Below are 14,866 nucleotides of genomic sequence, written 5' to 3' on the forward strand. Positions count from 1 at the left end.
AGTAAATACAACAGACTAGGTATAATTAAAAATGCAATTTTCTAACTTTGGTGAAAAATTTAATCGATATTCCGGTATTACTCAGTTAATGGATGACTTAAACGATGGACTTCGCACACCAGGAGCCATCATGCTCGGAGGCGGTAACCCAGCTGCAATACCAGAAATGCTCGAATATTTTCGCCAAACCAGTGAAGAAATGTTGCAAAGTGGTGAGCTCATCGCTTCGATGACCAACTACGATGGCCCTCAAGGTAAAAACACCTTTATCAAATCTCTAGCAGCTTTGCTAAAAGAGACTTACGGTTGGAATATCAGCGAAAAGAACATCACTTTAACTAATGGCAGCCAAAGTGGCTTTTTTTACTTATTCAACTTATTAGCTGGCAAGCAAGCCAATGGTTCAAGCAAAAAGATTTTGCTTCCACTGGCACCTGAATATATCGGCTATGCCGATGCTGGCATTGATGATGATATTTTTGTCTCCTACCACCCAGAAATTGAACTGCTAGACAACAGGCAATTCAAGTATCACGTTGATTTCGAACAGCTAGAAGTGGACGACTCTGTTGCTGCCATTTGCGCCTCACGTCCAACCAACCCAACAGGTAACGTGCTGACAGACGAAGAAATACAAAAGCTGGATAAACTTGCCCGAGCAAACAATATCCCTCTGATTATTGATAACGCCTACGGTGTGCCTTTCCCAAGTATTATCTTTGAAGACGTAAAACCCTTCTGGAATGAAAACACTATCCTGTGCAAAAGTTTATCCAAGTTAGGGTTACCTGGACTGCGCTGCGGAATAATCATTGCCAACGAAGAAATAACCAAAGCACTAACCAACCTAAATGGAGTGATCAGTTTGGCTCCGGGCAGCATGGGCCCAGCGATTGTGAATCATATGATTGAGAAAGGCGATTTACTTAAGATGAGCCGCGAGGTCATCAAGCCTTACTACAAGCAAAAATCACAGTTCGCGGTAGATCTACTGCAAAAAGCCATCCCAGATCCTCGATTCCGTATCCACAAACCAGAAGGCGCTATTTTCCTTTGGTTATGGTTTGATGAACTACCAATTAGCACCATGGAGCTATATCAACGCTTGAAAGCCCGTGGCGTATTAATTGTGCCGGGAGAATACTTTTTCTTTGGTCAAGAAGATGACTGGCAACATAGTCACCAATGCCTGCGCATGAACTACGTACAGCCGGAAGATGTGATGCAAAAAGGCATAAATATCATCGCTGAAGAAATCGAAAAGGCTTACGGCTGATTAGTTCACTTGAAGCGCCAACCAAATTGAAATTGCTTGGCGCTATTTGGTTAATATGGCCTAGCCAGATTTCCTAGCCATTAGGCAACCGCTATCTGAATAATCAACAAGTCGATATTTTCAGTAGAGTCATTCACCAAACCGTGTTCGCCAAAAGGTGGATTTTTAATCATATCACCTTTTTTCACCTTCACTTCTTTCCCCGCTATAGTCATGGTGCCGTTACCTTCTAGAATAATGTACATCTCTTCGTTACTACCATGCTTGTGGTAGCCAACGGTTGAATTAGGTGGAATTACTTGCCGATCAATAAAATCACACTGACTGGAAAAATCTGTATTTCCCCAAATTTCATACAACTCAACAGGCCCTTCCCCATCATGGGCTCCATACTGCACTTGTTTATCTGCTTCGAGAAAATTACGAATCACGGACAGTTTCCTTTCATTTATGGTTAACTAATCAACATCATAGATGCTATTCGATAGATAGGTATCTGTCGCTAAATCTAGGCCAATAGTGAGGGGCGTAGGCGTACCCAATCAAACTTTTGCCAGAAAACATGCTAATAACTGCTTTACTCAAGAAGTTCAGTCCATAAATGCAAAAAGAGCGCTTAGTGCGCTCTTTCTCTACCTTCACAAACAATTAATCGTTTTCGATTAACGTCTTGCCGTTGATGGCAATCTTACGTGGTTTCATCGCTTCTGGAATTTCGCGTTCTAAGTCGACATGAAGCAGACCATTTTCCATTTCAGCGCCGATCACTTTTACATAATCTGCCAATTGGAATTTACGCTCAAAGTCGCGCTCAGCGATACCTTGGTAAACATAGTTCTTCTCTTCTTGAGCTTTTTGCTCTCCACGAACCACCAGCATGTTCTCTTTTTGAGTAATTTCCAGCTGATCTTCAGCAAAGCCTGCTACCGCCATAGTGATGCGGTACTTATGTTCATCTTGCTGTTCGATATTGTATGGTGGGTAACCAGAAGAACCATTTTTCGCGGTGTTCGCTTCCATCAAGTTAAACAGACGGTCAAAGCCAATCGCGTTACGGTATAAAGGTGAGAAATCTACATTACGCATAATACTATCCTCTTTAATAAGCAATAGTGTTGCCTTGGGTGGCAACGGGACTCTTCTCATACTCCTCATGGACGTTCGAGAGAATCGGATTTTGAATTGCTAAGCTGCACTTCCTCCCGAGAGCAAAGTTCAATTTAGCGTTAGTCAGAGGTCCATTTGGCATCCTCTTCATAACTAGATATAGGGATGGAAAAATTAGATTCAAGAGAAAAGTAAAATTAATTTGATCTATTTTTGATAACTAGGAATACAAATAAGGCTTCCCATGGGGCTATTAAACACTTCAACATCAAGCTGATAAAGCTGTTTAAGGTTCTCTTTCGTTAACATTTCTTGACAGCTGCCATACAGAAATTGCTGATGCATCAGTAGCAGCACTTTTCCACCGCAATAATGCGCATGATCCGGAGAGTGAGTCGTCATCACAATGGTAAACCCCTGCTCTTTCAGAGAGGCAATCGCTTTTAGTACTTGCAGTTGGAAAGACAAATCTAAATGGGCAGTTGGCTCATCAAACAGCAATACTCTGCTTTTTTGCACAACTGCGCGAGCGATACGTACCAGCTGCTGTTGACCACCACTTAGCTTGCTGTAATCTCGATCAGCAAAAGACTCAATACCTAACAAGGTTAGCGCGTGCATAGCCTCGCTGATCTCGCTTTGACCCGGTTTCTTTAAAAATCCAAGCTGAGCGGCAAATCCCGTCAGTACCACATCAAGTACTCGGTAATTAAAGGTGCAAGATTCACTTTGAGAAACTAACGCCAAGTTGCGAGCACGCTGGCCAAAGCTCATGGAAGTAATATTCTGCCCCTTTAGTCGCACTTCACCTGAGCTAGGTGTAAGCAACCCTGCAATACAACGCAGCAGTGTTGACTTGCCTACTCCATTTGCCCCCAAGATAGACAATATCTCGCCGCCTCCCACGTTGACACTTAACTGATCAAATATCGGGGTTGTCGCATCTTTGTGTTGGAAGCTCAAATTGCTAACGGTCAATTCCATGACTGATGACCTCTGCGCAAAAGCAATGCGAATATTGGAGCACCTAACAGTGCCGTGATGACCCCTAATGGAATTTCATAACTGACACTAGAGCGTGCTACTGTATCGCACACCAGCAAAAAGGTTCCGCCAAGGAAAAAGCTCACTGGAACCAACTTTCGATGGCAGGGGCCAACAAGCAACCTGCCCAAGTGAGGGATCACCAATCCAACCCAACCAATAATTCCGCTCACAGCTACCGATGCGGAAGCTAGAATAGTCGCGATCGCGATAAAAATGCCTCGCTCAAGTTTTACGTTGATGCCCAGCGACTGAGAAATTTCACCGCTATTGGACAGCAAATTCAATCGCCAGCGGAACCACCATAGCAACGCCATAGCTGGCATCGTAAACACGCAATAAGTTAGCAATAGATTGGGGCGGCTATCACTGAGAGAGCCCATCAACCAGTATTCAATAATGGGAAGCTTGTTGTCAGGGTCGGCTGTGTATTTAAGTAAAGCTAATAGAGCAGTAAATACCGACCCAACAACAATGCCTGATAGCACGAGAACCAAGGTAGAATGCTGTCCTTCTTTTCCACCTAGCAACATGGAAAGTAAAACTGCGATAACGGCAAAACAAAAAGCGCTAACGTATATCCAATAACTTCCACCTAACAGTAAAATGGCTACCGCAGCCCCAAAGCCCGCTCCACCAGAAATGCCTAAAATAAACGGACTCACCAGAGGATTGCGGAACATACTTTGATAGCAAACACCACTGCTAGACAAGTTAGCTCCAACCAAAAAAGCCATTGCGACCCTAGGAAAGCGCACTTGAGAAAGTACGGTGTAAACCATATTGTGCGCATTTTTCCCTTGCCAATGATGAGCCAATGCACGCAGCATCACTACAGGTGACACCATGTACCGGCCAAGGCAAGCAGCAGCGATCACAGTAATCACCGCGCTGGCTAAAAGCCCCACCATCAAACGCTGATAAGAAAGCTTAGCCATTACTGAAGGTCTGGCTTGTACGCAGTGTGGTAAAACTGTCGATAAAATTCATCAACTCTTTGCTTGAGGTCTACGTCAGCGAATAATTTTGGGTGCAACTTTTTCGCCATCCAAAGCTCGCCAAGAATAAAGCTTTCCGGTGCAGGGTGACCCCATGGTTTCACGTACTCTGGTGATATAAACAGGCGATGACTTTTCACTGCATCAATTTTTTGCCATGCCGGATCGGACTCGATGCCGGGAACAATATCGCGATAACGACTCTGGACAAAAATGACTTGAGGGTTCCAAGCAAGCACTTGCTCCATAGACACTTCACCGTAACCATGAATGGTATGTGCCACGTTGAAGCCACCTGATTCAGCCATCATTACGCCTGTAAACTTGCCTGAACCATAGGTGTTCATATCAGGGTTTGCCATATATAAGCGCGTTTGTTGAGCCTTGGATAAGTCTTTAATACGGCTATGAATGATGTGCTGCGTTACATCCATTTGGTGCTCAAGAGCGTTTGCTTCCTTTTCTCGACCAAAAATCTTGCCAAGTAAGGTAATCCCTTGCTTCATGCCCTGCCAATATGCTTTTGGCCCATTGGCAATGTCAGGGTTAAAGCTGGTTCTTTGGCTAGCATTGCTAACAAAAAAACTCATTCGAACAACGGGTATACCAACGCTTTGCACCTGCTTCACCATTTGCTCTGGTGCATAGTTGCTCATAAAAACAACGTCAGGGTGCAAACTAAGTAGCTCTTCTAAGTTAACTGAGGTGAGATCACCAGGTGTTGGCAAACGAGTAATTTGTGGAGCCAAACGGGCAAAATCAGAGCCAAGTAAAGACTGCCAATTTCTTACTACGCCAACGATTTGCGAGGTTGCGCCAAGCTCAACAGCCACATCAAGCGTGTGATGCTCAAGAATCACCGCTCGCTGAATGTGATTGGGAAGAACGACTTTCTGACCAGTTTGATCGACGATGGTCTGGCTAGCCATGACAGAGATAGAAAACAAACTGACCACTAGCAGGGATAGCGATTGCAAAAACTTACGGAGTCTAGGCACAAGCAACATGGACAAACCTAATAACCAGATAAAATTTAAGGTTGGATTATACAGCGAGATAACCATGACATTAAATAATGTGATGTGACTCAAACTGAGTAGACACAAGCTTGCTGGTAAAAAAGGAAGTATTATCAGAAAGTGAGAGCAGAGGTATAAAAGCTAAAAGTATTATTTATTATTGAATATGTTGGATATTTTCTCGTTCAACATTTAGCTGCTACCAATAAAGCAAAGGCGAGCACTTGGCTCGCCTTAGAGATGAAAACTTAGATTGAATGTTATACGTCTAGGTTGGCTACCTTCAACGCGTTCTCTTCAATAAAGTTACGACGCGGCTCAACGTGATCACCCATCAATGTCGTAAACAACTGGTCTGCACCAACCGCATCTTCAATCGTTACTTGCATCATACGACGAGTTTCAGGATCCATAGTGGTTTCCCAAAGTTGATCAGGGTTCATCTCACCCAACCCTTTGTAACGTTGTAGGCTAAGACCACGCTTAGACTCTTTTAATAACCAAGTTAGCGATTCAGAAAAGCTCGATACAGGGATAGTACGCTCACCACGTTTAACATAAGCGCCATCTTCAATTAGGCCTTCCAGTGCTTCCGAAAGCGTAGCTAGTTTGTTGTACTCTTTCGAGTTAAGCAGGTCGACAGTTAGAACATGCTCATGACTAACACCATGAGTACGTACAATCACTTTAGGTAAGTTTAAACCTAGCTCTTCATGCTGCTCGACTTCGAAGTTGTATTGGCTAGCACCAACTTCTTTTTCATTTAGCTGAGCCACCAACTGGTTGCCCCAAGCCTCTACTGCCGATAGGTCTTGGCACTGCTCTGCTGTCAACCTTGGTACATAGATCAGCTCTTCAACCAAAGCTCGAGGGTAGCGACGACTCATACGATCAACCAGTTTGATACCGGCGTTGTACTGTCTAACTAGGCTTTCCAAAGCTTCACCTGACATAGCAGGCGCTTCTGGGTTGACGTGTAAAGACGCATTATCCAAAGCCAAAGAAATTTGATACTGGTTCATTGCATCTTCATCTTTGATGTACTGCTCTTGCTTACCTTTTTTCACCTTGTACAGTGGTGGCTGTGCGATATAAATGTAGCCACGCTCAATAAGCTCAGGCATTTGACGGTAGAAGAAAGTTAGAAGCAGAGTACGAATGTGAGAACCATCGACATCCGCATCGGTCATGATGATGATGTTGTGATAACGCAGTTTATCTGGGTTGTATTCATCACGGCCAATACCGCAACCTAGAGCGGTAATCAAAGTTGCAACTTCTTGAGAAGAAAGCATTTTGTCAAAACGTGCTTTTTCAACGTTTAAGATTTTACCTTTCAGCGGCAAGATCGCTTGGTTTTTACGGTTACGCCCTTGTTTTGCAGAGCCACCAGCTGAATCACCCTCCACAATATATAGTTCAGAGAGAGCTGGGTCTTTTTCTTGGCAATCCGCGAGTTTGCCTGGCAAACCTGCCAAATCAAGCGCGCCTTTACGACGAGTCATTTCTCTTGCTTTACGAGCTGCCTCACGCGCTCGTGCTGCATCGATGATTTTGCTACATACCGTTTTCGCTTCATTCGGGTTTTCAATCAAGAAGTCAGTTAGCTTTTCGCCCATTACTGACTCAACCGCTGATTTCACCTCTGAAGATACAAGTTTGTCTTTAGTTTGGCTGGAGAATTTTGGATCCGGCACCTTCACAGAAACAACTGCGGTTAAGCCTTCACGTGCATCATCACCGGAAGTCGATGTTTTCTCTTTCTTAGAGAAACCTTCTTTATCCATAAAGGTATTGATGGTACGAGTAAGAGCAGCTCTAAAACCAGCTAAGTGAGTACCACCGTCGCGCTGAGGAATATTGTTGGTAAAGCAATAGATGTTTTCTTGGAAACCGTCGTTCCATTGCATCGCCACTTCTACTGCAATGCCATCTTCACGTTCAAAGTCAAAATGGAAGACTTTTTCATGGATAGGAGTTTTGTTGGTGTTCAAGTGCTCAACGAACGCTTGAATACCACCTTCATACATAAAGTGATCGTTTTTATCTTCCTCACGCTCATCGATAAGCTTAATAGAGATACCTGAGTTCAAGAAAGAAAGCTCACGCAGACGCTTCGCTAAAATGTCGTAGTGGAACTCAATATTTGTGAAGGTTTCGGCGCTTGGCCAGAAACGAATAAAGGTACCTGTAGTGTCAGTTTCACCAATCACTGCAAGCGGTGATTGTGGCTCACCATGACAGTAGGTTTGGGTGTGAACTGAACCACCACGATTGATGACTAGCTCAACTTTTTCCGACAGCGCGTTTACAACAGAGACACCTACACCGTGCAATCCGCCAGACACTTTATATGAGTTGTCATCGAACTTACCACCAGCGTGAAGTACCGTCATGATAACTTCTGCGGCAGATACGTTCTCTTCTGGGTGCATTTCAGTAGGAATACCACGTCCATCATCGCTCACTGATACTGAATCGTCTTCATGAATAGTGACGATAATGTCCTTACAGTGGCCAGCTAGCGCTTCATCAATCGAGTTATCCACCACTTCAAATACCATGTGATGCAATCCGGTACCATCATCAGTGTCACCGATGTACATACCTGGACGCTTACGCACTGCGTCCAACCCTTTCAGTACCTTAATACTCGATGAATCATAATTTTCAGACATGAGCTACTCTCTATTTATACTTGCTCTATTGTTCCGTGTTCCACATGGAACACTTTACCTTGCTCGTCATGCATATCTGCAATTTGGTTTTTGGTAATAGAACTTACAAAAACTTGAGCCCCCGTCGCTTTTAAACAGTCTGCTAGACGTTGGCGACGTTGGCTATCTAACTCGGAAGCGAAGTCATCTATTAAATAGATGCACTGCTTTCCTGTCATTTCCGTCAAATGTTGCCCCTGCGCGACGCGCAATGCACACACCATTAACTTCAATTGACCACGTGAAAGAACATCCTCTACTGGCGTACTGTTCACTTTTATTCTTAGGTCAGCCTTATTCGGTCCACTAAAGGTGTAACCTAAAGACTGGTCTCGTTCGAAGTTTTGGCTAAGGATATCCTTATAGGCAGTATCTTTATCCCAACCACGATAATACTTCAAACGGATATCAAACTCTGGTAAGAATTCATGGCAAATCACCTCTGCCACTTTCTTTACTTTACTAACGTATGACTCTCGCCATTGACTAATACTTTCGGCAAGTTTAGCTAACTCTTGGTCCCAATGGCTGACTTCTGCATAATTTTTAGCTGATTTCAGCAAAGCATTTCGCTGCTTAGCTAATCGCTTATACCTTCCCCAAGCCTCATAAAAAGCAGGCTCCGAGTGAAAAACACCCCAATCTATGAACGATCGACGCGATTTTGGTCCAGCAGTCAAAAGATCGAAACCTTCTGGGTGAATCAATTGCAAAGGCAATACATTAGCCAATTTTGCTATTTTTTGTCCAGATTGGCCGCCTATTTTAACCTCTGTTGAGCCATCACGCTGCTTATTAATGCCGATCGGCAACTCAAAGTTGTCAGGATTCAAAAATCGCCCATGAACAAACAGCTCATCAGATTCACTTTGAATGACTCTTCCAGTCAACGAACTACGAAAGGAGCGACCATGACCAAGCATATAAATCGATTCAAGCAGGCTGGTTTTACCACTGCCATTCGGCCCAATAAGAAAGTTAAAGCCTGGTGACAGTTCGATATCACAGGCTTTAATATTTCTAAATTGTTTTACAACTAGACGAGTAAGAGGCATTTAATCTTAATGTCATTGACCTATAAACGAATCGGCATGACAACATACATTGCACTGTCGTCTTCAAGATCTTCAATCAATGCACTGGCATTTGCTTCAGACATTGACACTCTTACTTGTTCACAGCGAAGTGTATTGAGAATATCCAGAACATAACTCACGTTGAACCCAATTTCGATTGGCTCTCCGTCAAAAGTAACATCTAGATTTTCTTCTGCTTCTTCTTGTTCTGGGTTACTCGCGGTTATCCGCATCTCACTGCTTTCTAGGTTAACTCTAACCCCTCGAAACTTCTCATTAGAAAGAATAGCAGCTCGAGCAAACGCCTGTCTTAAATCTTCGCATCCTGCTTGCAACTCTTTGTTAGTATTTTGAGGTAAAACACGGCGATAATCAGGGAAACGGCCGTCTACTAACTTAGAAGTGAAAGTGAAGTTATTGACATCAGCGCGAATATTGGAATTACCGATTTGCAAAACGACGGGTTGCTCAGGATCGTCCAACACTTTGACTAACTCTTGCACGCCTTTACGCGGAACAATAATCTGCGACTTCTCAAAGCTATTCGCTAGCTCTGTACGCGCCACGGCCATACGGTGTCCATCTGTTGCGACCGAGCGTAACGTAGTATCATCAACTTCAAACAACATGCCATTTAAGTAATAGCGAACGTCTTGGTTTGCCATCGAAAATTGCGTTTTTTCGATAAGCCCACGCAGTTCCCCTTGAGTCAGGGAAATCTCAACTTCATTTTGCCAATCTTCAATGTTTGGAAAGTCGCTCGCTGGCAAAGTGGCAAGAGAAAAACGGCTACGGCCAGAGCGAACCTGAACTCGATCTCCTTCCAACACAAAGGTAATGATTGCACTTTCTGGCAATCCGCGGCAAATATCTAAAAATTTACGCGAAGGAACCGTAATGCTGCCTGCTTCAAATTCACCTTCGAGGTTGATTCGGCTGATTAATTCTATTTCTAAATCAGTCGATGTCATCGAAAGCACCCCTTCTTCTACTTTTAGAAGAAGGTTACCTAGGATAGGCAGCGTAGGTCTGCCACCCAATGCGCCAGATACCTGTTGTAACGGTTTTATCAGGTGACTACGTTCAATAGTAAATTTCATATATAGCTCTTAACAAACCGAAAGTTCGCTCAATATTGACAGATATAAATGTATGCAGACTTAGGAAGAAAGAGTACGAATCAGGTTCGAGTAATCTTCCTTGATATCGTGACTCTCTTCACGCAACTGTTCTATTTTACGACAAGCATGTAGCACTGTCGTGTGGTCACGCCCACCAAACGCATCACCAATTTCAGGCAAGCTGTGGTTAGTTAGCTCTTTCGAGAGAGCCATCGCTAATTGACGAGGACGTGCAACAGAACGTGAACGACGTTTTGATAACAGATCTGCCACTTTGATTTTATAGTATTCTGCGACGGTTTTCTGGATATTATCGATAGTGACTAATTTTTCTTGCAAGGCAAGCAAGTCACGCAGTGCTTCTCGAACAAAATCGATAGTAATTGGACGACCAGTGAAGTTCGCATTTGCAATAACGCGGTTTAGCGCGCCTTCCAACTCACGAACATTAGAGCGCAAGCGTTTAGCAATAAAGAATGCGACTTCATCAGCAAGATTGATCTGGTGGTCTTCCGCCTTTTTCATCAAGATTGCCACGCGAGTTTCTAGCTCTGGTGGTTCTATCGCGACGGTTAGGCCCCAACCAAAACGAGATTTCAATCTATCTTCAACACCGCTGATTTCTTTTGGATAGCGGTCAGACGTTAAGATAATTTGCTGATTGCCTTCAAGCAGCGCGTTAAATGTATGAAAGAACTCTTCTTGAGAACGCTCTTTATTGGCAAAGAATTGAATATCATCGATAAGAAGCGCATCAACACTGCGATAGTAACGTTTAAACTCTTCAATTGCGTTATTTTGTAGCGCTTTAACCATATCTTGCACGAAACGCTCAGAGTGCATGTACACAACTTTCGCATTTGGCTTGTTATCAACAATCGCATTACCGACCGCGTGCAATAAGTGCGTTTTACCTAAGCCCGTACCACCATATAAAAATAGAGGGTTATATGCCGCTCCTGGATTATCCGCTACCTGACGAGCAGCCGCTAAACCCAGTTGGTTCGACTTACCTTCAACAAAGTTATTAAACTTATGTTTAGGGTTTACGTTAGAACGGTGGTTGATATTGGCAATCGCGCTTGCTTCATCATCCCACGTTTTCTGTAATTGCGCAGGTGCTGAAGATTCAGCCGCTAAATCAGCTTTTGTTCTCACTGGTGCTGGTTTTGGCGCTACAACTGGCTTACTGCCGACTTCGAAACGCAGGCTAGGAATGTCATTACCGCAATACTCTTGCAGTAATCGGTTAATACTATTGATGTATTTATCGCGAACCCAATCTAATACAAAACGGTTTGGAGCAAATAAAGTCAACGTATTGTCATTAATCTCCGCTTGTAACGGACGAACCCACATACTGAATTCTGTAGCTGGTAGCTCTTCTTGAAGTTGTTGCATACATTGCAACCAAAGCGAAGATGACACGGTGCCCCCACGAGATAAAATGATCAGGAAAGACCGTTAATTTTACCTGTTGATAAACAAGATCGCCAGCAAATGATCAGCGTTGCAGTGAATAAGATCTAACTTATTCACAATTTTTTCGCAGTTTTTACGAGATCCGCACAGCTCACACTGAAATTACTCACACATTGATCCACATTTTTAGCAATTAGACACCAAAAGCAAGATCCTGCAATTGGTGATAACTTTGTGGATTATTGTTTTCCCTATTGATGAAACTGACACTCTACTAGGTGGCCTCTGAAGCGCTTATCTAATTGATTTAATAACAATGGTGATCTTACCCTCAATGCCTTTATACCTTAAAGATCTAGGTTATTGCTGAACATTATTTATTAAGCGAACTATATAGAATGTAGTATCGCCCACCTAATTATTGAGGAGTGACAATATGAAACACTGGATAAAAGTTTTACTGGCGATAGTTGCACTATCCGTCACCAGCGTTCAAGCAGAAACTGTGGTTAAAGTAGGCATGTCTGGCCGCTATTTCCCATTTACCTTCGTTAAGAATGACAAGTTGCAAGGCTTCGAAGTGGATTTGTGGAAAGAGATAGGTAAACGTGAACACTATAAAGTGGAATTTGTCACTGCGAACTTCTCTGGTTTGTTTGGCTTATTAGAGACAGGTCATATTGACACTATCTCAAACCAAATCACTGTAACCCCAGCAAGAAAGGCAAAATACTTGTTCGCCAATCCATACGTTATAGATGGTGCTCAGTTGGCAGTGAAGAAGTCAAACAACACAATCCATGGTATTGATGATCTGAAAGGTAAAACAGTTGCGGTAAATCTTGGGTCAAACTTTGAACAACTACTTCGCCAGCACGACAAAAATGATCAGTTCAATATTAAAACATTTGATACAGGTATCGAGCAGTCTGTACTCATAGGTGCAACTGACGCTTTTGTTATGGATCGTCTGTCAGTAGTACAACTAATTAAGAAAACAGGCCTTCCTTTGAAACTTGCAGGTAAGCCATTCGCAACGATTGAGAATGCTTGGCCTTTTGTGAATGATGCCAAAGGTAAAAAGCTACGCGATCAGGTTAACCAAGCTTTAGCTGCAATGAGAAAAGATGGCACGTTAGCGCAAATTTCAGAGAAATGGTTTGGTACGGACATTACTAAAGAGTAAGTGCTCGCTTACGAATGACACTTTCTTAAAGAGTAGCGGACACTGCTTCACCTCTAGCTAAAGAGTGTATAACAACTACGTTTTATTTTTTACCCACTACTTTTATTGGTAGTGGGTTTTACTTTCTTTTTTGGATGACGTTATGGGCTTTGATTTTCAATATATGATTGGGCTTTTGCCAATACTGTTTAAGTATCTTGGTGTCACAATGAAAATGGCGACACTTGCTATGGCATTTGCTCTTGTCTTGTCGGTACTTATCGCAAATATCCGCATATTCAAAATTCCGTTGCTAGATCAGATAAGCCAACTTTATATCAGTTTCTTTCGCGGTACACCTTTGCTGGTTCAACTGTTTCTTTTCTACTTCGGTCTGCCGCAAGTCGTACCTTTTTTCGAAGGAATGAGCGCATTCAATGCTGCAGTATTTGGCTTAAGCCTTCACTACGCTGCTTATATGGCTGAAACGGTTCGCGCTGCCATTCTCGGCATAGACAAAAGTCAAATGGAAGCCAGTCTCTCTGTCGGCATGACTACCCCACAAGCAATGCGTCGGATCATTTTGCCGCAAGCAACACGCATCGCCTTCCCTTCTTTGATGAACTATTACATTGATTTGATTAAGTCGACGTCGCTGGCCTTCACGTTAGGTGTGGCAGAAGTAATGGCAAAAGCTCAAATGGAAGCTTCTTCCAGCTTTCGCTTTTTCGAATCTTTTACAGCGGCAGCGCTTATTTATTGGGCCGTTGTTGTTCTGCTCACTCGAATGCAAACCTTAGTTGAGGCTAAACTGGATAAGGCGTATACAAAATGATCGAAATAAAAGATATACATAAATCATTCGGCGACAGTGAAGTCTTAAAAGGCATTGATCTCTCAATAAAGAAAGGTGAAATTGTCGTCATTATTGGTTCAAGTGGTACAGGAAAGTCCACATTGCTTCGATGCATCAATTTTTTAGAGAATGCCAATCAAGGCTCTATATCGATTGATGGCCTGACCGTCGACACTCAGAAGCATTCTGGCTCTGAAGTTCGCGCACTAAGAAAAAAGACCGGGTTTGTCTTTCAAAACTACGCCCTATTTGCTCATATGACAGCAAAGCAAAACATCGCAGAAGGACTGATTACCGTTCGTGGCTGGAAAAAACAGCAGGCATACGATCGCGCCATTGAAATTCTCAAGGATATAGGCCTTGGCGACAAAGCTGACAGTTACCCTATTTCACTTTCAGGTGGCCAACAGCAACGTGTAGGTATTGGACGTGCAATGGCCCTATCTCCAGAGTTACTTCTATTTGATGAACCAACATCAGCTCTCGATCCAGAATGGGTGGGAGAAGTTTTAGCGTTAATGAAGGAACTCGCTAAAGATCATCAAACTATGCTTGTCGTTACCCACGAGATGCAATTTGCTAAAGAGGTTGCTGATAGAGTGATCTTTATGGCCGATGGTAATATCGTCGAACAAGGTCATCCACAGGATATATTTTCTAATCCACAGGATGATCGGTTGAAACGATTTTTACGAAAAGTGGGAACAATATAAAGATCGCGAAAGATCCTTGAGATTTTGTTTCTACTTCGTATAATCCCCCCGGCTGGAATTTGTTCATTGACACATTAAGTGACAGTGATTACAATTCCGCCTCTTTGTTGAGAGGCGTCGGAAATCGTCTATCTTTAATAGCTGGATGAATATAATCCCACGCCGGGTTAACTTAGAACCTAAAACTACTGATCAGTAAGGTAATAAACATGAAACGCACTTTTCAACCTTCAGTTCTAAAGCGCAAGCGTACTCACGGTTTCCGTGCTCGCATGGCTACTAAGAACGGCCGTAAGGTTATCAATGCACGTCGTGCAAAAGGCCGTGCGCGCCTATCAAAATAATCACTGAA

Annotated in this window: 14 protein-coding genes; 5 read left to right on the forward strand and 9 right to left on the reverse strand. The window is 43.1% G+C overall.

Going from position 1 to position 14,866, the window contains the following annotated elements; translation table 11 throughout:
* Positions 1–31 precede the first annotated feature (31 nt).
* Positions 32–1,276 (forward strand): valine--pyruvate transaminase, encoded by a 1,245-nt coding sequence (locus L7A31_RS19405; protein ID WP_237363393.1) that lies wholly within the window; start codon positions 32–34, stop codon positions 1,274–1,276.
* A gap of 80 nt (positions 1,277–1,356) precedes the next feature.
* Here the strand turns inward: L7A31_RS19405 and L7A31_RS19410 are convergent, their stop codons facing one another.
* The 9 genes from L7A31_RS19410 to dnaA form a co-directional block, all read right to left on the reverse strand.
* Entirely contained in the window at positions 1,357–1,707 is a 351-nt protein-coding gene (locus tag L7A31_RS19410) for a cupin domain-containing protein (RefSeq protein WP_237363394.1), read from the reverse strand.
* Positions 1,708–1,924: 217 nt separating this feature from the next.
* Positions 1,925–2,362 carry an Hsp20 family protein gene (locus L7A31_RS19415; protein ID WP_237363395.1) on the reverse strand — a complete coding sequence of 146 codons (438 nt, stop codon included), beginning with the start codon at positions 2,360–2,362 and terminating at the stop codon, positions 1,925–1,927.
* Between the two features lie 228 nt (positions 2,363–2,590).
* On the reverse strand, positions 2,591–3,367 hold the full coding sequence (locus L7A31_RS19420; RefSeq protein WP_237363396.1) for an ABC transporter ATP-binding protein: 777 nt from the start codon (positions 3,365–3,367) through the stop codon (positions 2,591–2,593).
* Positions 3,358–4,365, reverse strand: a complete 1,008-nt coding sequence (locus tag L7A31_RS19425) for a FecCD family ABC transporter permease (protein ID WP_237363397.1) — start codon at positions 4,363–4,365, stop codon at positions 3,358–3,360. Before L7A31_RS19425 ends, L7A31_RS19420 begins: the two co-directional genes overlap by 10 nt.
* Entirely contained in the window at positions 4,365–5,432 is a 1,068-nt protein-coding gene (locus L7A31_RS19430; RefSeq protein WP_237363398.1) for an ABC transporter substrate-binding protein, read from the reverse strand. Before L7A31_RS19430 ends, L7A31_RS19425 begins: the two co-directional genes overlap by 1 nt.
* A gap of 272 nt (positions 5,433–5,704) precedes the next feature.
* Positions 5,705–8,122, reverse strand: coding sequence for a DNA topoisomerase (ATP-hydrolyzing) subunit B (gene gyrB, locus L7A31_RS19435; RefSeq protein WP_237363399.1), 2,418 nt, complete (start codon positions 8,120–8,122; stop codon positions 5,705–5,707).
* A gap of 14 nt (positions 8,123–8,136) precedes the next feature.
* Positions 8,137–9,216, reverse strand: coding sequence for a DNA replication/repair protein RecF (gene recF / locus L7A31_RS19440; RefSeq protein ID WP_237363400.1), 1,080 nt, complete (start codon positions 9,214–9,216; stop codon positions 8,137–8,139).
* A gap of 20 nt (positions 9,217–9,236) precedes the next feature.
* Positions 9,237–10,337: a DNA polymerase III subunit beta gene (gene dnaN / locus L7A31_RS19445; protein WP_237363401.1), complete on the reverse strand. Its 1,101-nt coding sequence runs from the start codon at positions 10,335–10,337 to the stop codon at positions 9,237–9,239.
* Positions 10,338–10,397: 60 nt separating this feature from the next.
* Positions 10,398–11,786 carry a chromosomal replication initiator protein DnaA gene (gene dnaA, locus L7A31_RS19450; RefSeq protein WP_237363402.1) on the reverse strand — a complete coding sequence of 463 codons (1,389 nt, stop codon included), beginning with the start codon at positions 11,784–11,786 and terminating at the stop codon, positions 10,398–10,400.
* Between the two features lie 430 nt (positions 11,787–12,216).
* Between dnaA and L7A31_RS19455 the strand changes: the two genes are divergently transcribed.
* The 4 genes from L7A31_RS19455 (at position 12,217) to rpmH (ending at position 14,858) form a co-directional block, all read left to right on the forward strand.
* Positions 12,217–12,966, forward strand: a complete 750-nt coding sequence (locus L7A31_RS19455; protein WP_237363403.1) for an amino acid ABC transporter substrate-binding protein — start codon at positions 12,217–12,219, stop codon at positions 12,964–12,966.
* A 142-nt stretch (positions 12,967–13,108) separates the two neighbouring features.
* Complete coding sequence (locus L7A31_RS19460) at positions 13,109–13,780, forward strand: amino acid ABC transporter permease (protein WP_237363404.1); 672 nt, start codon at positions 13,109–13,111, stop codon at positions 13,778–13,780.
* On the forward strand, positions 13,777–14,514 hold the full coding sequence (locus L7A31_RS19465; RefSeq protein ID WP_237363405.1) for an amino acid ABC transporter ATP-binding protein: 738 nt from the start codon (positions 13,777–13,779) through the stop codon (positions 14,512–14,514). Before L7A31_RS19460 ends, L7A31_RS19465 begins: the two co-directional genes overlap by 4 nt.
* 209 nt (positions 14,515–14,723) lie before the next feature.
* On the forward strand, positions 14,724–14,858 hold the full coding sequence (gene rpmH / locus L7A31_RS19470; protein ID WP_006880025.1) for a 50S ribosomal protein L34: 135 nt from the start codon (positions 14,724–14,726) through the stop codon (positions 14,856–14,858).
* Positions 14,859–14,866: the final 8 nt, after the last annotated feature.

Source organism: Vibrio marisflavi CECT 7928 (assembly GCF_921294215.1).
Taxonomy (GTDB): Bacteria; Pseudomonadota; Gammaproteobacteria; order Enterobacterales; family Vibrionaceae; genus Vibrio; species Vibrio marisflavi.

What these genes read in the sequence shown, in the direction of transcription:
- L7A31_RS19405 (WP_237363393.1), top strand. Translation starts at nt 32, where the DNA reads ATGCAATTTTCTAACTTTGGTGAAAAATTTAATCGATATTCCGGTATT.
- L7A31_RS19455 (WP_237363403.1), top strand. Translation starts at nt 12,217, where the DNA reads ATGAAACACTGGATAAAAGTTTTACTGGCGATAGTTGCACTATCCGTC.
- L7A31_RS19420 (WP_237363396.1), bottom strand. Translation starts at nt 3,367, where the DNA reads ATGGAATTGACCGTTAGCAATTTGAGCTTCCAACACAAAGATGCGACA.
- L7A31_RS19415 (WP_237363395.1), bottom strand. Translation starts at nt 2,362, where the DNA reads ATGCGTAATGTAGATTTCTCACCTTTATACCGTAACGCGATTGGCTTT.
- rpmH (WP_006880025.1), top strand. Translation starts at nt 14,724, where the DNA reads ATGAAACGCACTTTTCAACCTTCAGTTCTAAAGCGCAAGCGTACTCAC.
- L7A31_RS19430 (WP_237363398.1), bottom strand. Translation starts at nt 5,432, where the DNA reads ATGTTGCTTGTGCCTAGACTCCGTAAGTTTTTGCAATCGCTATCCCTG.
- L7A31_RS19425 (WP_237363397.1), bottom strand. Translation starts at nt 4,365, where the DNA reads ATGGCTAAGCTTTCTTATCAGCGTTTGATGGTGGGGCTTTTAGCCAGC.
- gyrB (WP_237363399.1), bottom strand. Translation starts at nt 8,122, where the DNA reads ATGTCTGAAAATTATGATTCATCGAGTATTAAGGTACTGAAAGGGTTG.
- L7A31_RS19465 (WP_237363405.1), top strand. Translation starts at nt 13,777, where the DNA reads ATGATCGAAATAAAAGATATACATAAATCATTCGGCGACAGTGAAGTC.
- dnaN (WP_237363401.1), bottom strand. Translation starts at nt 10,337, where the DNA reads ATGAAATTTACTATTGAACGTAGTCACCTGATAAAACCGTTACAACAG.
- recF (WP_237363400.1), bottom strand. Translation starts at nt 9,216, where the DNA reads ATGCCTCTTACTCGTCTAGTTGTAAAACAATTTAGAAATATTAAAGCC.
- L7A31_RS19460 (WP_237363404.1), top strand. Translation starts at nt 13,109, where the DNA reads ATGGGCTTTGATTTTCAATATATGATTGGGCTTTTGCCAATACTGTTT.